The sequence below is a fragment of the Streptomyces sp. ST2-7A genome (assembly GCF_021390475.1).
GTDB lineage: Bacteria > Actinomycetota > Actinomycetes > Streptomycetales > Streptomycetaceae > Streptomyces.
Genome location: NZ_JAJUWS010000001.1, coordinates 288843 through 312597, shown reverse-complemented (window position 1 = coordinate 312597; position 23755 = coordinate 288843). Strand labels below are relative to the sequence as shown.

Annotated in this window: 21 protein-coding genes, 1 pseudogene and 1 CRISPR repeat array; of the genes and pseudogenes, 12 read left to right on the top strand and 10 right to left on the bottom strand. The window is 73.8% G+C overall.

What is annotated here, in order from left to right:
• Positions 1–41: 41 nt before the first annotated feature.
• Complete coding sequence (locus LZF96_RS01410) at positions 42–452, bottom strand: four-helix bundle copper-binding protein (RefSeq protein ID WP_233864821.1); 411 nt, start codon at positions 450–452, stop codon at positions 42–44.
• 137 nt (positions 453–589) lie between these two features.
• Positions 590–1051 carry a VOC family protein gene (locus LZF96_RS01405; RefSeq protein ID WP_233864813.1) on the bottom strand — a complete coding sequence of 154 codons (462 nt, stop codon included), beginning with the start codon at positions 1049–1051 and terminating at the stop codon, positions 590–592.
• A gap of 21 nt (positions 1052–1072) precedes the next feature.
• On the opposite strand from LZF96_RS01405, the gene LZF96_RS01400 reads away from it, so the two are divergent.
• Entirely contained in the window at positions 1073–1690 is a 618-nt protein-coding gene (locus tag LZF96_RS01400) for an ABATE domain-containing protein (protein ID WP_233864811.1), read from the top strand.
• Between the two features lie 140 nt (positions 1691–1830).
• On the opposite strand, the gene LZF96_RS01395 is transcribed toward LZF96_RS01400, so the two are convergent.
• The 8 genes from LZF96_RS01395 to LZF96_RS01360 all read right to left on the bottom strand — a co-directional run bounded on the left by LZF96_RS01395 (position 1831) and on the right by LZF96_RS01360 (position 11103).
• Positions 1831–2247 carry a VOC family protein gene (locus tag LZF96_RS01395; RefSeq protein ID WP_233864809.1) on the bottom strand — a complete coding sequence of 139 codons (417 nt, stop codon included), beginning with the start codon at positions 2245–2247 and terminating at the stop codon, positions 1831–1833.
• 5 nt (positions 2248–2252) lie between these two features.
• Positions 2253–2678, bottom strand: coding sequence for a helix-turn-helix transcriptional regulator (locus LZF96_RS01390; protein ID WP_233864807.1), 426 nt, complete (start codon positions 2676–2678; stop codon positions 2253–2255).
• 85 nt (positions 2679–2763) lie between these two features.
• Positions 2764–3128: a CRISPR direct-repeat array (repeat unit 30 nt; unit sequence GTTGCTACCCCTCTCAGGGGTGATGAGGAC).
• Between the two features lie 137 nt (positions 3129–3265).
• Entirely contained in the window at positions 3266–4297 is a 1032-nt protein-coding gene (rarD, locus tag LZF96_RS01385) for an EamA family transporter RarD (RefSeq protein WP_233864805.1), read from the bottom strand.
• Between the two features lie 268 nt (positions 4298–4565).
• A complete protein-coding gene (locus LZF96_RS01380) occupies positions 4566–5147 on the bottom strand; it encodes a Uma2 family endonuclease (RefSeq protein ID WP_233864803.1) in 582 nt (193 codons plus the stop codon).
• Positions 5148–5338: 191 nt separating this feature from the next.
• Positions 5339–6421: a 2-oxoacid:ferredoxin oxidoreductase subunit beta gene (locus LZF96_RS01375; protein WP_233864801.1), complete on the bottom strand. Its 1083-nt coding sequence runs from the start codon at positions 6419–6421 to the stop codon at positions 5339–5341.
• Positions 6411–8393 carry a 2-oxoacid:acceptor oxidoreductase subunit alpha gene (locus LZF96_RS01370; protein ID WP_374203052.1) on the bottom strand — a complete coding sequence of 661 codons (1983 nt, stop codon included), beginning with the start codon at positions 8391–8393 and terminating at the stop codon, positions 6411–6413. Before LZF96_RS01370 ends, LZF96_RS01375 begins: the two co-directional genes overlap by 11 nt.
• Positions 8394–8801: 408 nt before the next feature.
• Complete coding sequence (locus tag LZF96_RS01365) at positions 8802–9461, bottom strand: response regulator transcription factor (protein WP_308294124.1); 660 nt, start codon at positions 9459–9461, stop codon at positions 8802–8804.
• A gap of 157 nt (positions 9462–9618) precedes the next feature.
• Entirely contained in the window at positions 9619–11103 is a 1485-nt protein-coding gene (locus tag LZF96_RS01360) for a sensor histidine kinase (RefSeq protein ID WP_233864799.1), read from the bottom strand.
• Between the two features lie 348 nt (positions 11104–11451).
• On the opposite strand from LZF96_RS01360, the gene LZF96_RS01355 reads away from it, so the two are divergent.
• From LZF96_RS01355 to htpX, 11 genes and pseudogenes are all read left to right on the top strand, one after another.
• Positions 11452–11823 carry an NADH-quinone oxidoreductase subunit A gene (locus LZF96_RS01355; protein WP_233864797.1) on the top strand — a complete coding sequence of 124 codons (372 nt, stop codon included), beginning with the start codon at positions 11452–11454 and terminating at the stop codon, positions 11821–11823.
• Entirely contained in the window at positions 11814–12461 is a 648-nt protein-coding gene (locus tag LZF96_RS01350; protein ID WP_233864795.1) for an NADH-quinone oxidoreductase subunit B, read from the top strand. The genes LZF96_RS01355 and LZF96_RS01350 overlap by 10 nt, the downstream gene beginning before the upstream one ends.
• Entirely contained in the window at positions 12458–14167 is a 1710-nt protein-coding gene (locus LZF96_RS01345; RefSeq protein ID WP_233864793.1) for an NADH-quinone oxidoreductase subunit C, read from the top strand. The genes LZF96_RS01350 and LZF96_RS01345 overlap by 4 nt, the downstream gene beginning before the upstream one ends.
• Complete coding sequence (locus LZF96_RS01340; RefSeq protein ID WP_233864791.1) at positions 14167–15198, top strand: complex I subunit 1 family protein; 1032 nt, start codon at positions 14167–14169, stop codon at positions 15196–15198. The genes LZF96_RS01345 and LZF96_RS01340 overlap by 1 nt, the downstream gene beginning before the upstream one ends.
• 47 nt (positions 15199–15245) lie before the next feature.
• The gene (locus LZF96_RS01335) at positions 15246–15722 is read left to right on the top strand and encodes a 4Fe-4S binding protein (protein ID WP_267940313.1); all 477 of its coding nucleotides are present in this window, start codon (positions 15246–15248) and stop codon (positions 15720–15722) included.
• A gap of 26 nt (positions 15723–15748) precedes the next feature.
• Positions 15749–16324: an NADH-quinone oxidoreductase subunit J gene (locus LZF96_RS01330; RefSeq protein ID WP_233864959.1), complete on the top strand. Its 576-nt coding sequence runs from the start codon at positions 15749–15751 to the stop codon at positions 16322–16324.
• Positions 16324–16752 (top strand): NADH-quinone oxidoreductase subunit NuoK, encoded by a 429-nt coding sequence (nuoK, locus tag LZF96_RS01325; protein WP_233864788.1) that lies wholly within the window; start codon positions 16324–16326, stop codon positions 16750–16752. Before LZF96_RS01330 ends, nuoK begins: the two co-directional genes overlap by 1 nt.
• Complete coding sequence (locus LZF96_RS01320) at positions 16749–18671, top strand: NADH-quinone oxidoreductase subunit L (protein WP_233864780.1); 1923 nt, start codon at positions 16749–16751, stop codon at positions 18669–18671. The genes nuoK and LZF96_RS01320 overlap by 4 nt, the downstream gene beginning before the upstream one ends.
• 5 nt (positions 18672–18676) lie before the next feature.
• On the top strand, positions 18677–20392 hold the full coding sequence (locus LZF96_RS01315; RefSeq protein ID WP_233864778.1) for a NuoM family protein: 1716 nt from the start codon (positions 18677–18679) through the stop codon (positions 20390–20392).
• Complete coding sequence (locus tag LZF96_RS01310; RefSeq protein ID WP_233864770.1) at positions 20389–22110, top strand: NADH-quinone oxidoreductase subunit N; 1722 nt, start codon at positions 20389–20391, stop codon at positions 22108–22110. Before LZF96_RS01315 ends, LZF96_RS01310 begins: the two co-directional genes overlap by 4 nt.
• 576 nt (positions 22111–22686) lie before the next feature.
• Positions 22687–23526, top strand: a pseudogene (htpX, locus tag LZF96_RS01305) (zinc metalloprotease HtpX); the annotation flags it as partial.
• Positions 23527–23755 lie beyond the last annotated feature (229 nt).

Genomic DNA, 23755 nt, shown 5'->3' with positions numbered 1-23755 from the left:
ACGAGGGGTGCCGTCCCTGGTCGGGATTCGGGCGACCGGTGTCAGCCGAGGTGGAGGAGCAGGGTCTCGCAGGCGTCCTCGCAGCGGCGGCAGGCCTCGGCGCAGTGCCGGCAGTGCTCGTGCGTCTCCGCGTGGCGTTCGCACTCGTCGGCGCAGGTGCGGCAGGCGGTCAGGCAGGCTTGGACGACGGCCCGGGTGAGGTGGGCGTCGTAGCCGGTGTGTCGGGAGAGCACGGAGGCCGTGGCGGTGCACACGTCGGCGCAGTCCATGTTGGTGCGGATGCACTTGGACAGTTCGGTGAGGTTCTCCTCCGAGAGGCAGGCGTCCGCGCAGGCGGTGCACGCCTGGGCGCAGGCCACGCATTCCTCGATGCAGTGGGCCAGGGCCTCCCGGTCCACGTCGCCGAGGTCGGCGGGGTAGGTGTCGAGCATTTCTTTGACCACGGTGGTCATGGCGGTCCTCGCGATCCGGGCGGGACGGGCGCGACCGTGTGCCGCACCGGGTACGCCCCGCCGACACCGGGTCGGGTGACCGGCGGGAAGGGGAACAAACACCGATGAAGAGGGTGTTTTTCGGTCACCCCCCGGGCTCAGGTGGCGCAGAACTCGTTGCCCTCGGGGTCGGCCATGATCACCCAGCGGCCGGCGGGCCCCTGATCGACGTCTCGCAGCGCCCGGGCGCCGAGCCCCTCCAGCCTGCTCACCAGGGCCGCGAGGCGTTCGGGGTCGCCGTGCGCCTCCTGGACGTCGATGTGCAGGCGGTTCTTGACCGTCTTGGGTTCCGGGACGTGCTGGAAGAGCAGGCGGCGGCCCAGGCCGATCCCGGTGCGGGGATCGACGGGGTCCTCGGGGTGGCGGATACCGGCGTAGTCGCGCCAGGTGCGGCGTCCGTCGTGTTCCACGAGTTCGTCACCGTTGATGTGGCCGGCGGTGAGCAGGTTCTCGATGAGCGGCGACACGTCCTCCACCTCGTATCCGAGCGCACCGGCCCAGAAGTCCGCGAGGCGGTTGGCGTCGTCGGCGTCGAAGACGACTTTCCACGTGATGTCCATGTAACCCTTTATAGTGGTTACATGATGGAGGTCGCAACGGGAATGTCGATGCGCACCGCGAGCGGCGCGCCCTACCGCTTCGATGCCGGGGCCCTGTGCCTGGAGTTGCTGACCACCGGCGGGCCAGGGCCCTACAGCCGGTACGAGAGCCTGCACGGCCCGGAGGACGTGCGGCAGTGGGTCGCCGAGTGCCGGCTCGACCCCCGCCCGGAGATCACCGTCGGACCGGAGGACCCGGCCGTCCTGCGGCGGTTGCGGGACGCCCTGTGGCGGCTCGCCTCGGCGCGGGCCGGGGCCGTCGATCCGCCCATCGGTCCGCCGACGGACGGCGACCGGGTAGTGCTCAACGAGGCCGCCGCCGGCCCGCCGTTGGTCACCCTCCTGGGACCGGGGAACGAGCGGGTCGCCGCGCCGGGCGCGGACGTTACCCGCTTGATGACCGAGATCGCCCGGGACGCCGTGGACCTGCTCGGCGGACCGCGCGGGGACCGACTGCGGGAGTGCGCGGGGGAACGGTGCCGGCTGCTGTACGCGGACCTGTCGCGGCCGGGCCGGCGCCGCTGGTGCTCGATGGGGAACTGCGGCAACCGGCACAAGGTGCGCGCCCACCGTGCCCGGGGCACGGCCGGGGGCGGGTGACGGTGTCGGGGCCGACCGTGCCCGTCACCCTCCGCGGCCCGCCGGCCGGGCTCTAGAACGTGGCGGTGCCCGCTCCCCGCCGCGATGTCGTGGACGGGAACGGGCACCGATGGGAGGGCCGGCCGTCGGGCCGGGGCCGGTCAGTCCTTGTTGCGCTGGGTGAAGCGGAGCATGTTGCCGGCCGGGTCGCGGAAGGCGCAGTCCCGGACCCCGTACGGCTGGTCCATCGGCTCCTGCATCACCTCACCACCGGCGGCCCTGACGCGCTCGAAGGTGGCGTCGCAATCCCCGGTCGAGAAGATCACCGCCCGCAGCATCCCCTTGGCCAGCAGCTCCGCCATGGTCCGCCGGTCCTCCTCCGAGGCGTTCGGGTCGGCGAGCGGCGGCTCCAGCACGATCTCCACGTCGGGCTGCGAGGGCGAGCCGAGGGTCACCCACCGCATCCCCTCGAACCCGACATCGTTGCGCACCTCCAGCCCGAGCGTGTCCCGGTAGAAGGTGAGCGCCTTGTCGTGGTCGTCGACGGCGATGAAGCACTGCGAAAGTTTGATGTCCATGCCGATCAGGCTACGGCCGGACGGATCCACCGGGCTTCTCCATTCCTGACCGGTCGGGTGAAGACCTTGGCCACGCAGGGCGGAACGGCCGCGCCCTCGGTGTGGTCGCGGGCCCGATAGGCGCTCGGGCTCTCGCCGACCAGCTCGGTGAACCGCGAGCTGAACGAACCGAGCGAGGTACACCCGACCGCCATGCAGACCTCCGTCACCGAGAGGTCCCCGCGACGCAGCAGGGCCTTGGCCCGCTCGATCCGGCGAGTCATGAGGTAGTTGTACGGGGTCTCGCCGTAGGCGGCGCGGAAGCTCCGGGAGAAGTGGCCGGGCGACATGTGGGCGACCCGCGCCAGCGCCGGAACATCGAGCGGCTCCGCGTAGTCGCGGTCCATCAGGTCGCGGGTTCGGCGCAGCCGCACCAGGTCCGACAAGAGCATGCGCACAGCATCCCACCCCCCACCGACACCGCTGCGGGACACGCGGAGGCGGAGCGGAACGCGTGGCGGCAGGCGATCGACCAGCGTTGCCACCCCTCTCAGCGGTGATGAGGACCGCCGGAACCGGGGCCCGCGCCGGGACCGGCCGGGCAGTTGCTACCCCTCTCAGGGGTGATGAGGACCCGACAACGCCGTGGTGGCTGGCGATGCCCGGGTGGCGTTGCTACCCCTCTCAGGGGTGATGAGGACGACCACCGGCCTCCCCAACATCTGGACCGTCACCTAGTTGCTACCCCTCTCAGGGGTGATGAGGACACGTCCCCGCCCGCGTCTACCGCGCCCCGCACTTCTCGTTGCTACCCCTCTCAGGGGTGATGAGGACGACCAGGACCAGGCGGTCGAGGCACTGACGGCTGCCGGGTTGCTACCCCTCTCAGGGGTGATGAGGACCCCATTGTGAAGGTCCAGGTGGGGTGGGGTCGAGAGGGCGGGTTCGGGGCCGGTTTTTCAGCGAACCTCCGGTCGTGCACGAAACCCCGGTGAGTCGCTGAAATCCGGACCGCTCCCGCGCCCCACCCCGCTGCACCTCAGCCGCGTCGGGTCGCCGAGCCGGCGTCGGTTCCGTTTCCGGCGCCCCCCGGACCGCCCGCATCGGCCCCCGCCGGGATGCCGCCGGTCATGGCCGTCGCCTCCGGTGGGCCGGTCGGGGCGCTCTCGGCCAGCCGCTGCCCCGCCGCCCTCCCGGCGGCCCGCAGCGCCGCCCGTGAGCGGCCGGCCTGCCGCAGTACGTCCCAGGTCAGGATGGTCAGCGCGGTCCACACCATCACGAAGCCGATCCACCGCTCCGGCGGCATCTCCTCGCCGAAGACCAGCACACCGAGCAGGAACATGGTGGAGGGCGCGATGTACTGCATCAGGCCCACCGTGGAGAGCGGGACGCGGACCGCCGCCGCGCCGAAGAAGATCAGCGGCAGCGCGGTGGCCAGGCCGCTGCCGATCAGCAGCAGGGTGTGCCCGGCGCCCTCGGCGACGAAGCTCGACTCCCCGCGCGCGGTCAGCAGGATCACGAAGCCCAGGGCGGGCAGGAACTGGAGGGCGGCGTCGGCGCTGAAGCCCTCCAGGCCGTCGAGGTCGGTGCGCTTCTTCACCAGTCCGTAGAGGGCGAAGGTCACGCTGAGCACCAGTGACAGCCACGGCACCCGGCCGTAGGCCACGCCCATCACCACGACCGCCAGCAGGCCGATGCCCACCGCCGCCCACTGCGCCGTCCGCAGTCGCTCGCGCAGCAGCAGGACGCCGAGCGCGATGGTGATCAGCGGGTTGATGAAGTAGCCGAGGGATGCCTCGATGACGCGGTCGTTGGCGACCGCCCAGATGAACAGGTACCAGTTGACGCTGATGAGCGCGGCGGAGACGGCGACCAGTCCCAGGCGCTTCGGCTGCCGGAGCAGCCCGGGTATCCACGCCCACCGGCCGACCACGGCGAGGATCAGCAGCGAGGTGGGCAGCGACCACAGCATCCGGTGCGCCATCACCTCGGCCGGACCGGTGCTCGCCAGCAGTGCCCAATAAAGGGGCAGGAGTCCCCACATGCCGAAGGCGGTCAGGCCGTAGGCCATCCCCGCGCGATGTGCCGCTGAGGCCGTCGAGGTGCCCACAGTTGTCCAACCTCCCGCAGAAGTCGCGGATCCGGGGGAACCCGGAAACCCGTCCAGAAGGAGAGCCCGGCGCCGCGCACGGCACCGTGCCACCCCTCGAAGGTAAGTCTGTTCGAGGGGGGTGTCATTCCCGTTCCACATTATGGTCCTGTACGCGGTGGCCGGGGCACCGGGGGCGGGGGAGGTCCGCGAACGCCGGTGAAACGTTCGCGGGGACGTCCCCCGGGGTTCACCGGCGACGGAGGGCGGCTCCGAGATCGACGTCCACGGGGAAGGGCACGTCCACCTTCAACCGTTCGTGGTGGACGCCGGTGGGCACGTACGAGCTGGTCGCGGGATCCAGCGCGTGGACGTACGCCACCACCCGGTCATCCTCCTGTTCGACCCGCCAGAAGTGACGGATGCCCGCCTCCGCGTACTTGCGCGGCTTGATGCCCCGATCCCGAGCCTGCGAGTCGGGCGAGACCACCTCGACGGCCAGAAGTACGTCCCCGGGAGTGAAGAACGTGATGTCGGAGCCTTCCGACACCTCTGTCCGAACCACCAGCACATCGGGCTCCGGCCGATCCCTCGGCCCGAGGCGAACCGTCATCTCCCGCAGAACATCCCACTCCGGGGGAGCAGCCTCCAGAAGGGAGTTCTCCAGCGCACGGATGGCCCGGGCGTGGAAGGTGGTCTGCGGACTCGTGAAAACGAGACTTCCGTCGATCAGCTCCGTGTGGGGAGGCAGATCCGACAGACGGTCCAGGTCCTCGGCCCGCCAACCACCGACCGGAGGGCGGGGCCAGGCGCGGCCGGGTTCGACACTCATCAGCACTCCCATGAGCCGTATCTTGGTGGCCGAAATCGGCCTAGACCTCTGATCGGGGAGTTTTCCGCCCGAACGTGCGAAAGAGGCCCTGCAAGGCTGACGCCCACCCCCACCCATCCCACCAACGCACCGGCCCCCGCCGCGCGGGGCGCGGCGGGGGCCGGGGTGGAACGGTGGTGCCGGTGCGGGCGTCAGCCGACGACGGTCCAGGTGTCGTTGCCCGCGAGCAGTGCGCCCAGGTCGCCCTTGCCACTGCGCTCCACGGCCGTGTCCAACTGGTCGGCCATCAGGTCCTCGTACACCGGTCGGCGCACGCTGCGCAGCACGCCGATCGGGGTGCGGTGCAGCGTGTCGGCGTCGGCGAGGCGGGAGAGCGCGAAGGCGGTCGCCGGGGAGGCGGCGTGCGCGTCGTGCGTCAGCACCCGGTCGGTGCCCTCGACGGTGACGTCCACGGCGTCCAGGTCGCCGGTGGCGGGGTCGCGGACCACGCCCAGGCGGCCCAGGCCGTCGCCGCCCTCGTCCTCGGCCCAGGGGGTGCCGAAGCGGATCTGCCGCCCGTGCTCGAGGCGGACGACCGCCTCCTGCGCGCGCTGCTTGTCCTTCAGGGCGTCGAAGGCGCCGTCGTTGAAGATGTTGCAGTTCTGGTAGATCTCCACCAGCGCCGTACCCGGGTGCTGCGCGGCTGCGCGCAGCACCTCGGTCAGGTGCCGCCGGTCGCTGTCGATGGTCCGGGCGACGAAGGTCGCCTCGGCGCCGAGTGCCAGCGAGACGGGGTTGAACGGCGCGTCCAGCGAGCCCATCGGGGTGGACTTGGTGATCTTCCCCGCCTCGGAGGTGGGGGAGTACTGGCCCTTGGTCAGGCCGTAGATCCGGTTGTTGAACAGCAGGATCTTGAGGTTGACGTTCCGCCGCAGCGCGTGGATGAGGTGGTTGCCGCCGATGGACAGCGCGTCGCCGTCACCGGTGACCACCCACACCGACAGGTCGCGGCGGGCGGCGGCCAGGCCGGTGGCGATGGCCGGGGCGCGCCCGTGGATGGAGTGCATCCCGTAGGTGTTCATGTAGTACGGGAAGCGGCTGGAGCACCCGATGCCGGAGACGAAGGTGATGTTCTCCCGGGCCAGGCCCAGCTCCGGCAGGAAGCCCTGCACGGCCGCCAGCACGGCGTAGTCACCGCAGCCGGGGCACCAGCGGACCTCCTGATCGGACTTGAAGTCCTTCATGGACTGCTTCGCCTCGGACTTCGGCACCAGGGAGAGGGCCTCAGTGGGCATCGACTGCCTCCTTGAGCGCGGACGCGAGCTGCTCGGCCTTGAACGGCAGGCCGGTGACCTGCGTGACGGACGCGATGTCGACGAGGTACTTGGCACGCAGCAGGGCGGAGAGCTGTCCCAGGTTCATCTCCGGGATCACCACCTTGTCGTACCGGCGCAGGACCTCACCGAGGTTGGCGGGGAAGGGGTTGAGGTGGCGCAGGTGGGCGCGGGCGATCCGGTCGCCGGCCCGGCGCAGCCGGCGGGTGGCCGCGGTGATCGGGCCGTGCGTGGAGCCCCAGCCGAGCACCAGCACCCGGGCCTCGCCACCCGGGTCGTCGACCTCCAGCTCCGGGACCTCGATGCCGTCGATCTTGGCCTGCCGGGTGCGGACCATGAAGTCGTGGTTGGCCGGGTCGTAGGAGATGTTGCCGGTGCCGTCCTGCTTCTCGATGCCGCCGATGCGGTGTTCGAGGCCGGGGGTGCCGGGGACGGCCCACGGGCGGGCCAGGGTCTCCGGGTCCCGCTTGAAGGGGTGGAAGACCTCGGTGCCGTCCTCCAGGGTGTGGTTCGGTCCGGTGGCGAACCGCACCCGCAGGTCGGGCAGTTCCTCGAGGTCGGGGATCCGCCAGGGCTCGGAACCGTTGGCCAGGTAGCCGTCGGAGAGCAGGAAGACCGGCGTGCGGTAGACCAGCGCGATCCGGGCGGCCTCGATCGCGGCGTCGAAGCAGTCGGCCGGGGTGGCCGGGGCCACGATCGGCACCGGCGCCTCGCCGTTGCGGCCGTACATGGCCTGCATCAGGTCGGCCTGCTCGGTCTTGGTGGGCAGACCCGTGGAGGGGCCGCCGCGCTGGATGTCCACGATCAGCAGCGGCAGTTCCAGGGAGACCGCCAGGCCGATGGCCTCGGACTTCAGCGCCACGCCGGGGCCGGAGGTGGTGGTCACGCCCAGGCTGCCGCCGAAGGAGGCGCCCAGTGCCGCGCCTATGCCGGCGATCTCGTCCTCGGCCTGGAAGGTCCGCACACCGAAGTTCTTGTGCTTGGACAACTCGTGCAGGATGTCCGAGGCCGGGGTGATCGGGTACGAGCCCAGGAACAGCGGTAGGTCCGCCTGGTGGGACGCGGCGATCAGTCCGTGGGACAGCGCCAGGTTCCCGGAGATGTTGCGGTAGGTGCCGGGCGGGAACGCCGAGGTCGCCGGGGCCACCTCGTAGGAGACGGCGAAGTCCTCGGTGGTCTCGCCGAAGTTCCAGCCGGCCCGGAAGGCGGCCAGGTTGGCCTCGGCGATGTGCGGCTTGTTCGCGAACTTGGTCCGCAGGAAGTTCTCGGTGCCCTCGGTCGGCCGGTGGTACATCCACGACAGCAGGCCGAGCGCGAACATGTTCTTGGACCGCCCCGCCTCCTTGCGGGTGAGGTCGAAGCCCTTGAGCGCCTCCACCGTCAGCGTGGTCAGCGGCACCGGGTGGATGCTGTAGCCCTCCAGCGAGCCGTCCTCCAGCGGGCTGGCGGCGTAGCCGACCTTGGCCATGGCGCGGGTGGTGAACTCATCGGTGTTGACGATGATCTCCGCACCGCGCGGCACGTCCGCGATGTTCGCCTTCAGTGCCGCCGGGTTCATCGCCACCAGCACGTTCGGCGCGTCGCCGGGCGTGAGGATGTCGTGGTCGGCGAAGTGCACCTGGAAGGAGGAGACACCGGGCAGGGTGCCGGCGGGGGCGCGGATCTCGGCAGGGAAGTTCGGCAGGGTCGAGAGGTCGTTGCCGAACGAGGCGGTCTCGGAGGTGAAGCGGTCGCCGGTGAGCTGCATGCCGTCGCCGGAGTCGCCCGCGAACCGGATGATCACCCGGTCCAGGCGCCTGACCTCTTTGCCCGTCGTACCCGCCTCGGTGGTGGTGGACGGCTGTGCGGCCCCGGCCGCGCCCGTCGCCGTGTCGGCGGCCGGGTCGGTGGGGGTGTCGGCGTCCCGGGTGTCCGGGCCGGCCTGGCTGGTCACTTCTCTGGCCCTCCTTCGAGGCGGCTCCTGACGGCCATCGTACGGGGGTAAGGATGCCCTTCCCGGGGGCTCTCACATCGTGGACCCGAAAATGAGACGGGAATTCGTCCCTTTTGGAGGGGATTCGCGACTCATCCCCCGGACCGACCCCCACCCCGACCTTCGACCCGGGACCCGCCACCCGTCGGGCCGCCGTCGGGTCCCGGAACACACCGTCGCGCCGGTCGGCACCCGGGCCGGCCGGGCGGCCATCACCCCTGCCCGGGGGCCGGGTTCGGGGTGCGTCCGGGCCTCCGGCGCCCTCGCGCGCACCTCCGTGCGGCGTCGCGCGCCCCACTCGCCCGGACCCCCGGCGGGCGCCCCGACCGGCCGGCCCGGAGGTCCGAGCGGCGGACCATCGGCGTCGGGTCAGGAATTGAGGTAGGTCAGCACCGCCAGCACCCGGCGGTGATCGGTATCACTCTGCGCCAGCCCCAGTTTCAGGAAGATGTTGCTCACGTGCTTCTCCACCGCGCCGTGGCTCACCACCAGCCGCGCCGCGACGGCGGCGTTGGTGCGGCCCTCGGCCATCAACCCCAGCACCTCCCGCTCGCGCGGTGTCAACGCCGCCAGCACGTCCTGCCGCCGGCTGCGCCCGAGCAACTGGGTGACCACCTCCGGGTCCAGCGCCGTGCCGCCCTCCGCGACCCGCCGCACCGCGTCGGTGAACTCCCGCACCTCCGCCACCCGGTCCTTCAACAGGTAGCCCACCCCCCGGCTGGAACCGGCCAGCAGCTCGGTGGCGTACTGCTCCTCCACGTACTGGGAGAGCACCAGCACCCCCAGGCCCGGATACCGCTGCCGCAGCCGCACCGCCGCCCGCAACCCCTCGTCGGTGTGGGTGGGCGGCATGCGCACGTCCACCACCGCCACGTCCGGCACCCCGTCGCCCGCCGCCAGCTCGTCCACCACGCGCACCAGCGCCTCGCCGTCCCCGACGCCCGCGACCACCTCCAGGCCCCGGTCGGTCAACAACCGGGTCAACCCCTCGCGCAGCAGCACCGAATCCTCGGCGATCACCGCCCGCACCGTCACCCGCAACCCCCTCGCGGTTCCCGCCCGCCGCCGTCGGCGGGGCCCGCCCAGCATCTCACCCGTCGATCCCCGTCGATCCCCGTCGTCCGGGCACCGGGACGCCGGTGCCGGGGGAGCGGACGTGCACGGGGGAGCCGGGGCGGGACCGGGATCAGGCGCGGCCCCGCCAGGGCAGCGCGGCGGTCACCGTGGTCGGCCCGCCCTCCGGCGAGGAGAGCATCAACCGCCCGTCCACCGCCTCCAGCCGGTCCGCCAACCCCGCCAGCCCCGTGCCGCCCTCCGCCCGGGCCCCGCCCCGACCGTCGTCGGCCACCTGCACCATCAGCCACTCCCCTGCCCGCCAGATGTCCACCATCGCCGAGCTCCCGCCGCTGTGCTTGCTCACGTTCTGCAACAGCTCCGAGACGGTGAAGTAGACGATGCCCTCGATCGCCTCCGCCGGCCGCTGAGGCAGATCCACGTCCACCCCCACCGGCACCGTGCAGCGCGACGCCACCGCCGACAGCGACGGCCCCAGACCCCGGTCGGTGAGGATCGCCGGCCGGATGCCCCGGGCCAGGTCCCGCAGCTCCTGGAGCGCCATCTTCACCTCGCCGTGCGCCTCGTCCACCATCCGCGCCGCCGTCTCCGGGTCCTCCTCCAGCTTCTCCTTGGCCATGCCGAGACTCATCGCCAACGCCACCAGCCGCGCCTGCGCCCCGTCGTGCAGATCCCGCTCGATCCGCTGGAGGTCGGCGGAGGAGGCGTCCACCACCACCGAACGGTTCGTCTCCAACTCCTCGATCCGCGACTGCTCGGCCGACGGTCCCAACAGACCCGCCACCAGCATCCGGTCCACGTGCGCCAGGCCCCGGATCATCCCGCCCGCGAGCAGCAGCAGCACACAGCCCACGATCACGGCCAGCGCGTACTCCGCCGGACCGTCCCAGACCCAGCCCCCGCCCTGCCCGTCCACGTTGAAACCGGGACGGTGGTGCTCCTCCAGCGTCCACACCCACAGCGGCAGCGACACCAGACCCAGCGCGGCCGACCACAGCGCCACCACCGTGCAGAAGGTGAAGACCGCCCACGGGAAGTGCACGAGCGCGTAGACCGTGGCCCGCCAGCACTCCCCGCTGCGCAACACCGCCCCGGCCCACGCCAGGGCTCCCCGGCGCCCGGCGCGCGGACGCAGCGGACGCGGCTGGGGCACGTCCAGCCGCAGCAGCGCCCGGGCCCGGGTCCGCTCCAGGAAGCCCGCCCCGCGCACCGCCACCAGCACCAGACACAACAGCGGCAGCCCCACGAACAGCACCAGGAGGCCGGCCCCCACCGACAGGCCGGTGACCGCGAAGACGAACAGCGCCGTCGAGATCGGGAAGTTCAGCAGCAGGTAGACGCCCTCCCGCAGGGTGCGGGGGCCGAGGGCCAGGCGTGCCACCGCGCGGAACCAGGAGCCGGCCCCGGCGTGTGCCGGATGGTCGGGAGGCCGGGCGGCGTCCTCCGTGGCCGGGGGCCCCTCGTCCCGGTCACGGTGCCCGCCGTGGCCCCGGGAAGCCCCGTGCCGCTCCCGGAAGGCGGTCGAGCGCTCCCCGTCGGTCGACGCGCCCGCGTCCCGCTTCCCTCCGCCGCCCGTCGCGGCCCCCTGACTGCTCATGGGCCCAGCCTGCCGCTCGGGGCCGACCCCGCGCCATGGGGTCCCCGGTCGATCCCGGGGTGGGGATATCCCCACCCCGGGATCGACCGGGGACGGCGACGCGCCGGTCACAACCGCCCGCCCACCCCCTAGACTCCCGTCCGTACGACGGACCGCCACCCGTGCGCGCCCCCGGGCACGCCGCCGCCGGCGAACCGCCGAACGCCGCGACCCCGCGCCCCGTACCGCGCCGTCGCGACCCCCGACCACGGCGGACGGCCGCCCCGCCCGCCGGAGTCGGACCCACAGCACGGGCCCGCGCCGCGGGTCCGCACATCCCGCGTCGCGCGTCACGGAGGGGCAAGCCGGGTGTCGGACTACTTCCACGGCTACACGGTCGTCGGACTGGTGGCCGTCGTCGGCGTGCTGTTCGTCGTCGTCGCCTTCACCGCCGGTCGACTGCTGAGGCCGGATCTGCCGACCCGCGAGAAGCTGCTGCCCTACGAGTGCGGCGTGGACCCGGTGGGCGAGGGCTGGGCGCACACGCAGGTCCGCTACTACCTGTACGCCTTCCTCTACGTCATCTTCGCGGTGGACGCGATCTTCCTCTTCCCCTGGGCCGCGATCTTCGCCGACCCGGGTTTCGGCGCGGTGACGCTGGTGGAGATGTTCCTCTTCCTCGGGCTGCTCGGCCTGGGACTGCTCTATGCCTGGCGGAAGGGCGTGCTCACATGGACCTGACGCCCATCGGAGGCGGTGAGGGCGCCGCACGCGGGAACCGCCCGCTGCTCGGCCCCCTCGCCCGGCTCGCCCCCGAGCCGATGAAGGTGATCCTCAACTGGGGCCGTCGCTACAGCCTGTGGGTCTTCAACTTCGGACTCGCCTGCTGCGCCATCGAGTTCATCGCCGCCTCGATGTCGCGACACGACTTCATCCGACTGGGCGTCATCCCCTTCGCGCCCGGCCCCCGCCAGGCCGACCTGATGGTCGTCTCCGGCACCGTCACCGACAAGATGGCGCCCGCCGTGCGCCGACTGTACGAGCAGATGCCGGAACCCAAGTACGTCATCTCCTTCGGCGCCTGCTCCAACTGCGGCGGCCCCTACTGGGACTCCTACGCGGTGACCAAGGGCGTGGACCAGATCATCCCCGTGGACGTGTACGTGCCCGGCTGCCCGCCCCGACCCGAGGCGCTGCTCCAGGGCATCCTCAAGCTCCAGGAACGGATCGCCGAGGAGTCCACCGCCGACCGGTACGCCCCGCGCCGGACCCCGCCCACCGCGCTGAACGCGCCCCCGGTGGCCGCGCCCGCCGGCCCGTCCGACGCCGCCCCCGCGTCCCCGGGCGCGCCCGCCGGTGAGCGGGAGGCGGAGCGGTGAGCGGCCCCGGATGGCTCCCCGAGCCCGTGGAGGAACTCTTCGGCGCCGGGTCCCGGGTCGTGGAGGCCTACGACACGCTGACCGTGGACGTACCCGCCGGGGAGTGGATCACCGCCCTTCGCACCGCCCGCGACCGACTCGGCTGCACCTTCTTCGACTGGCTCAGCGCCGTGGACGAGAGCGGCGGCCCCGCCGGGCCCGACCCGGACGGACGCCTGCTGGTCTGCGCCCACGTGGTGGCCCTCGGCCCTCCCGGCGGGGCACCGCGCCGGCTGCTGCTGCGCACCGCCCTGCCCCCGGAGGCCCTCGCCCTGCCCACCGCGACCGGCCTGTGGGCCGGCGCGGCCTGGCACGAGCGGGAGACCCGGGAGATGTTCGGCATCGAATTCACCGACCACCCGGCGCCGGCCCCGCTACTGCTGCCCGACGGCTTCGAGGGGCACCCGCTGCGCAAGGGCTTCGTCCTCGCCGCGCGGGTGGCCAAGGCGTGGCCCGGCGCGAAGGAGCCGGGCGAGCCGGGGCACGGCGGGCCGAAGCGGCGCCAGATGCTGCCGCCGGGCGTGCCGGACCCGAACGAGTGGGGTCCGCTGAAGGGGACCCTGCCCGCCGCCCCGACCCGGGGCCGGGCCGCCGCGCGACCGATCGCCGGCCGGCGCGCCGCCGGGGGCGCGGACGCCCCCGTGCCGCGCCGCGCGCGGTCCGCGAGCGCCGGGTCGGCGAGCCAACGCCCCGCCGACCCGGCGACGGAGACCGGCGACGCCACCGGCACCGGTACGCCCCCGCCATCCGCCCGTCGCGCCCGCTCGGCGGGCGAGGGCTCGGCGAGCCAACGCCCCTCCGCGCCCACGGGCGCGGAGGAGGCGGGCGGCACGACTCCGGCGGACGGACGCCCCCGTCGCGCCCGCTCGGCGGGCGAGGGCGGCGAGGGCTCGGCGGGCCAACGGGCGGCCGGCACCGACACGGGGGCGGGGACGCCCCCGCCGGCCGGCCGGCGCACCCGTTCCGCGAGCGGCGGCTCGGCGAGCCAACGCGCCGCCGGGGCGGCCGGGGGAGACACGTCCGCCACGGCACCCGGGGTCGCCGGCGAACGGACCCCGTCGCGCCCGCGTCGAAGCACCGGCCCGGCGCACGGAGACGCCGCGCGCAGCGCCGACGCGCCCTGGCACGACCCGCGCCCCGCCCGGCAGGACCCCCAGCCCCCGCGTGGCGACACCGCCCGACCCGGGGAGGTCCCGACCGGGGAGCGGGAGTCCGGCGAGGACGGGAAGGGCGGTGCCGCCGCGCCGGCGCCGGCCGGCCACCGCCGGGCCTCCGACGCGGCTTCCGACACCGGTCCGGCGACATCCTCCGCTCCCGGCGTCACCGACACCGGCACCCCTCGCGCGGCGGGGGACCGGACCTCCGCCGCGCCCGGTCCGTCGGATCCCGCGTCCGGCGCCGACCCCGCCGCCGGTGCCGATGACACCGCCGCTCGCACGGACGGCCCCCGCTCCGCCGGGGTCGGCGAGCCCCGCGACGAGCCCACCGGGACCGACCGGGCCGCCGGCGCGGAGCCCGTCGGTACCGGTTCGGCCGGCGACACCGAAACCGACACCACCGGTACCGGGGCGGGGAGCCCCGCCGGCCCCGACGCCGACCCGGCCGGCGACACCGGGGTGGACACCGAACCGACCACCGACGACCGGCCCGGGGAGGGGACGCGCTGATGGATGCCACCGCCCCCGCCGTCCTGCCGGTGCTGCTGGCCGAGGCCGCCGACGCCGCCGGTTCGACCGCCCTCGGCGCCGGCGATGTCGCGTTGCGCCTGGGCGCCGTCCTCCTCGCCTTCCTCACCCTGCCCCTGCTGGTGGGGCAGGCCGAACACAAGGTGATGGCCCACATGCAGGGCCGGGTCGGCCCGATGCACGCCGGCGGTTTCCATGGTTGGGCCCAACTGGTGGCCGACGGCGTGAAGTTCGCGCAGAAGGAGGACACCGTCCCGGCCGGCGCGGACCGGACCGTCTTCCGACTGGCGCCGGCCGTCGCGCTGTTGCCGTACCTCGTCGTCCTGGTCGCCATCCCGCTGGGGCCCGGCACCCTGGTCGGCCAGGTCATCGACGCCGGGGTGTTCTTCGTCCTCGCCGTCCTCGGCCTCGGGGTGCTGGGGCAGTTGATGGGGGGTTGGGCCTCCGCCAACAAGTACTCGCTGCTGGGCGGGATGCGCACCGCCGCCCAACTGATGGCCTACGAGTTGCCGTTGCTGCTGGCCGCCGCGTCCGTCGTGATGGCCGCCGGCACACTGAGCCTGACCGGCATCCTGGACGCCTTCCAGTGGTGGTGGGTGCCCTGGCAGATCATCGGCGGGATCGTCTTCTTCGTGGCGGGCATCGCCGAGTTGCACCGCCCGCCGTTCGACGCGCCGTTGGCGCCGGAGGAGATCATCTTCGGGGCCTTCACCGAATATTCCGGCCTGCGGTTCGCGTTGTTCCTGCTCGCCGAGTACGCCGGGATCGTGGTGGTCTCGGCGCTGACCGCGGTGCTCTTCCTCGGTGGCTGGCACGGCCCGTTCGCCGACCAACTCGGCTGGCTGTGGATGCTGTTGAAGACGGCCGCCCTGTGCTTCCTGGTGATCTGGGCCCGGGTGGCCTGGCCCCGGCTGCGGGTGGACCAGATCCAGCGGCTGGCCTGGACCGTGCTCGTCCCGCTGGCCCTGGCGCAGATCGCGCTGACCGGTGTCGTCAAGGTGGTGATTTCGTGAGTCCCGTATCGGGCCTGGCCAAGGGCCTGGCCGTGACCTTCCGGGCGATGACCCGCCGCGCGGTGACCCGGCAGTACCCGGAGACGCTGCCGGAGCTGGCACCGCGCAGCCGGGGGGTGATCGCGCTGTTCGAGGAGAACTGCACGGTCTGCATGTTGTGCGCGCGGGAGTGTCCCGACTGGTGCGTCTACATCGACTCCCACAAGGAGACGGTGCCGCCGGCCGCGCCCGGTGGACGGGAACGCAGCCGCAACGTCCTGGACCGCTTCGCGATCGACTTCGCGCTGTGCATGTACTGCGGGATCTGTATCGAGGTCTGCCCGTTCGACGCCCTCTTCTGGTCACCGGAGTTCGAGTACGCCGAGACCGACATCCGGGAGCTGACCCACGAGCGGGACCGGCTGCGCGAGTGGATGTGGACGGTCCCCGAGCCGCCGCCGCTCGACCCGGCCGCCGAGGAACCCAAGGAGGTCGTGGCCGCGCGCCGCGCCGCCGACCGCCCGGCCGCCGGGGGCGCCACGTGATCCCCGGCCCGCCCGCAGCCCTCCCGATGGCGGCCGACGGCTCGCCCGGCTTCCTCTCGCCGAGCGGTGTGGAGGTCGTCTTCGTCCTGGTGGGCGTGGTCGTGCTGGGCGCCGCCGTGCTCTGCGTGACCACCACCCGGTTGGTGCGCGCGGCCCTGTACCTGGTGGTGGCCCTGGGCGGACTGGCGGTGCAGTACCTGCTGCTGACCGCCGAGTTCATCGCCTGGGTGCAGGTCCTCATCTACCTCGGCTCGGTGGTCGTGCTCCTGCTCTTCGGGTTGATGCTGACCAAGGCGCCCACCGGCCCGTCCCCGGACGCGAACTCCGCCGCCCGCCCGGTCGCCCTGGTGGTGGCCGGGTCGGCGGCCGTGCTGCTGGTGGTGCTGGTGGTGGACGCCTTCCGCGCCACGTGGATCGACCTGGAGACCCCGCACGGCCCGACCGCCGACCTCGGCACCTCGATGTTCCGGCACTGGGTGCTGCCCTTCGAGGCGCTCTCCCTGCTGCTGCTCGCGGCACTGATCGGCGCCATCGCGGTCTCCCGTCGCCACGCCGACGGCGCGGCGACCGACCGCCGGGCCCGGACGGAGGGGAGGAGCTGATGCACCTGGTGTACCCGGTGGTCCTCGCCGTGCTGCTGTTCTGCGTCGGCCTGTACGGCGTGCTGGCCCGCCGCAATGTCGTCCTGGTCCTCATGTCCGTGGAGTTGATGCTGGCCGGCGCCATGCTCAACCTCGTCGCCTTCGACGTGTGGCTGCGCGACGCCCTGCACTCGGGCCAGGTGTTCACGCTCTTCCTGATCGCGGTGGCCGCCGCCGAGGTCGGTATCGGCCTGGCGATCGTGCTGCTGGTGTACCGGGGGCGGGGCACCTCCGCGGTGGACCGGCTGCGGGCGCTGCGCGACACCCCCGCCCCGCCGCCCCCCGGCGCCGACACCGGCGCCCCCGACCCCGACCCCGCCGGCGCCGACACCACCTCGCCCGCCGCCCCGAACCGCCCGACGCCCCTCCCCGGGAGGCCCGCCCCGTGAACCCCACCACCGCGGCGGCCCTCGTCCCCCTGCTGCCCGCGGGCGGAGCGGCGCTCATCCCGCTCGTCGCGCGCCGCGCCCCCGGCTTCGTGCGCCCCCTGGCGGTGCTGCCGATCCTGGCCTCGGCGCTCCTCGCGCTGTGGATCGCCGCCGACCTGCCCTCCGGCGCGACCGTCACCGCCGCCACGCCCCTGGCCCCCACCGGCGACCCCGTGCTCCCGATCGAGCTCGCGCTGCGCCTGGACGGCTTCTCCGTCCTGGCCGCCGTGCTGGTCACCGCCGTCTCCCTGGTCGTCCAGCTGTACTCCACCGGCTACCTGCGCGAGGACCCCCGCTACCCCTCGTACGCCGCGCTGATCTCCCTGTTCACCGCCGCCATGCTGCTGCTGGTGTACGCCGACGACCTGGTGGTCCTGCTGGTCGGCTGGGAGGTGATGGGTGCCTGCTCCTACTTCCTGATCGGCCACCACTGGGAGACCCCCGCCGCCCGCGCCGCCTCCCTCAAGGCGTTCCTCGTCACCAAACTCGGCGACGTCCCCTTCCTCATCGGCATCATCGCCCTGGCCACCGAGGCCGGGACCTTCCGGATCAGTTGGCTGGTCAACCGCCTCACCGGCCTGGACCCGTTCCAGATGGCCCACCCCACCGTCATCGCACTGCTCCTGCTGGCGGGCGTCGCGGGCAAGTCCGCGCAGTTCCCGCTGCACCTGTGGCTGCCCGACGCGATGGCCGGCCCCACCCCCGTCTCCGCCCTCATCCACGCCGCCACCATGGTCGCCGCCGGCGTGTACGTGCTGGTGGTGCTGCTGCCGGTGCTCCTCGCCTCCACCATCGCACTGGTGACGCTCGCCCTGATCGTCGCCGTCACCGTCATCGGCTCCGGCCTGGCCGCCCTGGCCCGCGACGACATCAAGGGTGTGCTGGCCTGGTCCACCATCGGCCAACTCGGTGTGATGCTCGGCGCGATCGCCGTCGCCGACCGCGAGGCCGCCTTCTTCCACCTGCTCACCCACGGCGCCTTCAAGGCCCTGCTCTTCCTCGCCGCCGGCGTCCTCGTGATCGCCGCCGGCACCGGCTCGCTCGCCGCCGTCTCCCGCATGGGCGGCCTCAAGCGGAGCGTCCCGGACGCCTGGTGGACGATGACCATCGGCCTGCTGGCCCTCGCCGCGCTGCCGCCGTTCGCCGGTTTCTTCTCCAAGGACGCCGTCGTGCACGCCGCGCAGCGTGCCACCGGGGAGGCCGGGGCCGCCGGCGTCGCCGCCTGGATCGTGCTCGTCGCCGTCCTCGCCGGCGCCGTCCTCACCGCCGCCTACGCCACCCGGCTGTGGCTGGTCCTCTTCCACGACCCCGTCGGCGTACGTCCCGTCACCGTGCCCGCCGCCCCGGCCGTCGGGCCGGCCATGACCCTCGCCCTGTGGCTGCTCGCCATCCCCTCGCTCGCCCTGGGGTTGGCATGGGACGCCCTCGGGACACGCCTGGGCGGCGGCGACCTCGGACCCCACCTCACCACCTCGGTGGTCTCCGTCGGTGCCGCGCTGCTCGGCGTCCTGGTCACCTGGGCCGCCTGGCGCCGCCGCTACGAGGAGGACTTCGGCGGCGGGACCGACCCCCGCGACCCGATCGCCGACCCCGGCCCCGCCCTGCTGGGTCGGCTGCGCCGCCCGGCCGCCACCGGCTTCGGCATGGACGCCGCCGCGGCGGCCCTCGCCGTGCGACCGGTCCGCGCCGCCGGCCGGCTCGCCCGCTTCCTGGACCGCGAGGTCGTCGACACCTACGTGCGGGCCGCCGCCGGCGCCCCCGGCCTCCTGGGTGCCCTCGCCCGCCGCCTGCAGACCGGCAACGTCCAGCTCTACCTCGCCGTGACGGCCGTGGCCGCCCTCGCCCTGGCCGTCGTCGCCGTCACCACCACCGGAGGCTGAGCCCCGTGATCACGCTCGACGACTCCGTGACGCGATTGCTGCTGCTCGTCGTCGTGGCGCTCCCACTGGTGGGCGCGGCCACGGCGCTGCTGCCCGCGCCGCCCGGCCTGAAGGGACGCTCCCCGGAACAGGCCGTGCTGCGGCACGGCGTGGTCGTCACCGGTGTCGTGCTGGCCGCCGCCCTGCTGCTGGCCGCCTCCTTCGACCGTGACGACCCCGCCCGGATGCGGGCCACCACCGACCTGGAGTGGATCCCCGCCCTGGGCGTGCGCCTGCACCTGGGCGTGGACGGGATCTCCCTGCCGCTGGTCGTCCTCACCGCCCTGCTCGGCTTCCTGTGCGCCCTGCACGCCTACCGCCGCCCGCCCGCCGGCCCGAACCCGGCCGCCCTGGTCGCGCTGCTGCTGGTGCTGCTCGGCGGGGCCCTGGCCACCTTCGCCGCCCTGGACCTGATCCTGTTCTTCCTGGCCTTCGAGATGGTCCTCATCCCGATGTACTTCCTCATCGCCCGCTGGGGCGGGGGAGGCAGCGGACCCGCCGCCCGCCGGTTCGTCGTCTACACCCTGGTCGGTTCGGTACTCATGCTGCTGGGCTTCCTGCTGCTCGGCGGCCGGGCCGGCACCTTCGACATGACCGAACTCGCCGCCGCGCAGGGCGAAGGGCTGGAACGCGGGGTCCAGATCCTCGTCGTCCTCGCCGTGGGCCTCGGCTTCGCCGTGAAGACCCCGATGTGGCCGTTGCACGGCTGGCTGCCCCCCGCCCACACCGCCGCGCCCACCATCGGCTCGGTGCTGCTCGCCGGCGTGCTGCTGAAGACCGGCACCTACGGCCTGGTCCGCATCCTGCTGCCGGCCGCTCCCGAGGGCACCGCCGCGCTCGCCCCCTGGCTGGGCGCGTTCGCCGTCACCGGCATCGTGTACGCCTCCCTGGTCTGTCTGGACCTGGTGCGCCGCGGCGCCGACCTCAAGCTGCTGGTGGCCTGGTCCTCCGTCGGCCACATGGGCTTCGTCCTGCTGGGCATCGCCGGTCTGACCCCCACCGGGATCAACGGCGCGCTGTTCGCCAACATCGCCCACGGCCTGATCACCGGCCTGCTCTTCTTCCTGGTCGGCGCGATCCGGGAACGCACCGGAACCACCCGTCTGGACGAGCTGACCGCGCGCGGCGCCGGGGCCCGCCTGTACGGGCGCGCCCCCCGGCTGGGCGCCCTGTTCGCCTTCACCGCCATGGCCTCCCTCGGCCTGCCGGGTCTGGCCGGCTTCTGGGGCGAGTTCCTCGCGATGCTCGCCGCCTACGACCCCGCCCCGGGCCTCCCGCGCCCCGCCTACCTGGTCTTCCTCGCCCTCGCCGGCCTCGGCACCCTGCTCACCGCCGCCTACCTGCTGATGGCCGTGCGCAGGGTCTGCGCGGGCGATCCGCCGCCCGGGGCCCCGGCCGCCACAGAGCCCGCCGGGGTGATCGCCGCCGCCCCCGCCGCCCTGCCCCGAACCCCCGCCGGACCCGCCGCCCCCGAACCCACCACCGCCGACCTGGCCGCCGCCGAGGCCCCCGGCGCCGCACCGGTCGCCGACCCCGACCGCCTGCCGGAGCTGCGGGGCGTCGAACTCTCCGTGTACGCCCCCCTCGCGGCCCTCACCCTCCTCCTCGGCCTGTGGCCCGCGCTGCTGCTCGGCCTCACCGACCCGGCCGTGCAGGCCCTGCTGCCCGGAGTCGCCCGATGAACCTCATCCAGAGCGTCGAATGGGCGGTCATCGCGCCGGTCGTCGCCGTCGCGGTCGGCTCCCTGACCGCGCTCCTCGTCGATCTGTTGCTGCCGCCCGCCTCCCGCGCCTTCCCGGCCGCCCGGCGCGGCGCCGTGCTCGGCGGCCTCGCCGTCGCCGCCCCCGCCCTGGCGCTCGCCCTGTTGCTCCCGCTGCGCGCCGGCGACCGGGCGACCTTCTGCCTCACCGTGGACCCGGCGCCCTGCTCCTACGTCGCCGATCGCTTCGCGCTCACCGTGCAGGCGCTGGTGCTGCTGGGGGCGCTGCTCGCCGCCCTCATCTCGCTGCCTGCCCTGACGCGGCCCGACGACCGGCCCGGAGCCGTGCCCGCCGGCGAGTACGTCTTCCTGCTGCTCGCCTCCGCGACCGGTGCCGCCCTGCTGCCGGCCGCCCGCGACCTGGCGACCCTGATCCTCGCCCTGGAGGTCGCCACCCTCCCCGTCTACGCGCTGGTCGCGCTGCGCCGGGCGGACCGGCTCGCCCCCGAGGCGGCCCTGAAGTTCCTGCTCTCCTCGGTCACCGCCACCGCCGTCACCCTGCTGGGCGTCGGCTTCCTGTACGCCGCCGCCGGTGGCCTGCACCTGACCGTCCTCGCCGACGCCCTGCCCGACGCCGACCCCGCCCTCTCCGGCCTGGTGACCGTCGGCGCGGCCCTCGCGCTGGTCGGCTTCGCGCTGAAGGTCGGCGCGGTGCCCTTCCACTTCTGGATCCCCGACACCTACGGTGGCGCGCCTCCGGCGATCGCCGGCTACCTGGCCGTGGTCGGCAAGACCGCCGGACTCGCCGGCCTGGTGCTGCTGACCACCGTCGCCCTGCCGGGCGAGCACGCCGTGTGGGGACCCGCGCTGGCCCTGCTCGCCGGACTCACCATGACCCTCGGCAACGTCGCCGCCCTGCGGGTGGACCCCGCCGCGCCCGGCAGCGCGGTGCGCCTGCTGGCCTGGTCCTCCGTCGGCCAGGCCGGCTGGCTGCTGGTGCCCCTCGCGGCGGCCGGGCGGGAGATCGGCGCCGGTGACACCGGGTATGCCGGGGCTGTCTCGGCGGCGGTCGGCGCGACCCTCTCGTACGCCCTGATGTACGCCGTCGTCACCCTCGGCGCCTTCGCGGTGGTGCTGTCGGTGCGCGGCGGGCGGATCGCCGACCACCGGGGCATGGCCGCCCGGCGCCGGCCGACCGCCCTGGCGATGGCCTTCTTCCTGATCTGTCTGGCGGGGCTGCCGCCGGGGCTGATCGGGCTGTTCACCAAGGTCGCGGTGATCCGGTCGGCGGTCGACGCCGACCTGGCGGTTCTCGCGGTCGTCGCGGCGGTCAACGTGGTGATCGCCCTGGTGTACTACCTGCGCTGGATCGCGGTGCTCTTCCGACCGGTCGGGGAGGAGTCGGCGGCCGGCGTGCCGGTCGCCGGGGCGCCGGCGACCGTCGCCGAGCCGACCCCGGTGGGCGGCGGGGCGGTGCGGCCCGCGGGTGCGGCCGACGTCCCGGCGACGGGGGCACCCGGTGAGGGCGTCGGGCCCGAGGACGCGCCGTCCGACGACACGTCCGGAGTCCTTCCCGCCGCCGCCCGACCCGTCGGCGCGCTGCCCCTCTCCGTCGCGGTGGGCCTGGCCGCCGGCATCGCGCTGGTCCTCTCCGGCTGGCCGCAGATCATCCTCCGCCTGGCCTCCGGCACCTTCCTCTGAGAGTACGGTGGTAACCCCGGGCCGTGGAGTGTGCCGCCGGGTCGGGCCGGCCGGCGTCGAGCCGCACCGTGCCGCCGTCGCACCGGGTTGCGCCGCGCCCACCGGTGCCGCGCTCCGCCGTGCCGGTCCTGCCTTTCGTGCCGTGCCCCGTGGACCGGGGGTGCGCTCTGCCGCCCCGGGCGTCGGGCCGGGCCGGCGCCCGGGGCGTGTCGCCCCGTGCCGCGCTCTCTCCCCCGGCCCTTTCCCCGGGCCTCCCCGAACCGGGACGCGTTCTGTCGTGCCGTGCCCCGGGCCTCCTCGAACCGGGCCGGGCCGTTTCGATCCATGCCACCCCGTGCGACCGGCTCCGCTCCGCGCCATCCGGGCCGGGTCACCCGGCTCCGGGTCGCACCGGTCGAGGCCGTCGGCAGGGCCGGTCCGACCGGGACGTGATGTGCGTCGCGCCCCGTGATCGACCGGGAACCGCCGGTCGGACTGTCGCGTTGTGCACTTCGGGGGGATCCGCCATCGGTGGACGAAGCCCCGCGACCCGGACCGAAGGAGTCCCCCGAACGGCACCATCCCGGAGGGAACACCGTGCACCGCCGGCACAACGGACTGAAGACGGCCGCCCTGCTCGGCGGTATGTCGGCGTTGATCCTGCTGGTCGGCGCCCTCTTCGGCCGCACCGGGCTGATCATCGCCCTGGTGGTCGCTCTGACCACCAACGGATACGCCTACTGGAACAGCGACAAGCTCGCCCTGCGCTCCATGCGGGCCCGCCCGGTGAGCGAGTTCGAGGCCCCCGAGCTGTACCGCATCGTCCGCGAGTTGGCGGGCCGGGCCCGCCGGCCCATGCCCCGGCTCTACATATCCCCGACCGACGCCCCCAACGCTTTCGCGACCGGCCGCAACCCGCGCAACGCCGCCGTCTGCTGCACCGACGGCATCCTGCGGATTCTTAACGAGCGGGAGCTGCGCGGGGTGATCGGTCATGAGCTGAGTCACGTCTACAACCGCGACATCCTCATCTCCTCGGTCGCCGGGGCGATGGCCTCGGTGATCATGTTCCTGGTGCAGTTCGCCTGGCTGCTGCCCGGTCGCTCCGATCGAGGCCCGGGCATCCTCGGGGTGTTGCTGATCGGCCTGCTCGGGCCCTTCGCCGCCACTCTGATCCGGTTGGCGGTCGGTCGGTCGCGGGAGTACGAGGCCGATGCCTCGGGAGCCGAGTTGACCGGCGACCCGCAGGCCCTGGCGAGCGCGCTGCGCAAGTTGGAGGCCGGTACGCGGGCGCTGCCGCTGCCCCCCGAGCCCAAGCTCGAGGCGGCGAGCCACATGATGATCGCCAACCCCTTCCGGCAGGGGGACGGCATGTCGAAGCTCTTCGCCACCCACCCGCCGATGGCCGAACGGATCGCCCGTCTGGAGCGGATGGCCGACGGTTGGGGTGGCCCCGGTGGGGGCGCGTACGGTGGTGGGGGCAGTTGGAACACCCCGCCCGGCCCCGACGGGCGCCCCGGACACTGAGGTACTCACCCGATCGACCCGATCGACCCGCCGGGTCGGCGAGCGGGTCCCGCCTCCGTCCCCGGGGTGACGAGTCCCCCGGGGATGACCCCGAACCGACCCGGATTCCCCGCCCGGCGGTGACTGGGCGGCCATCCGG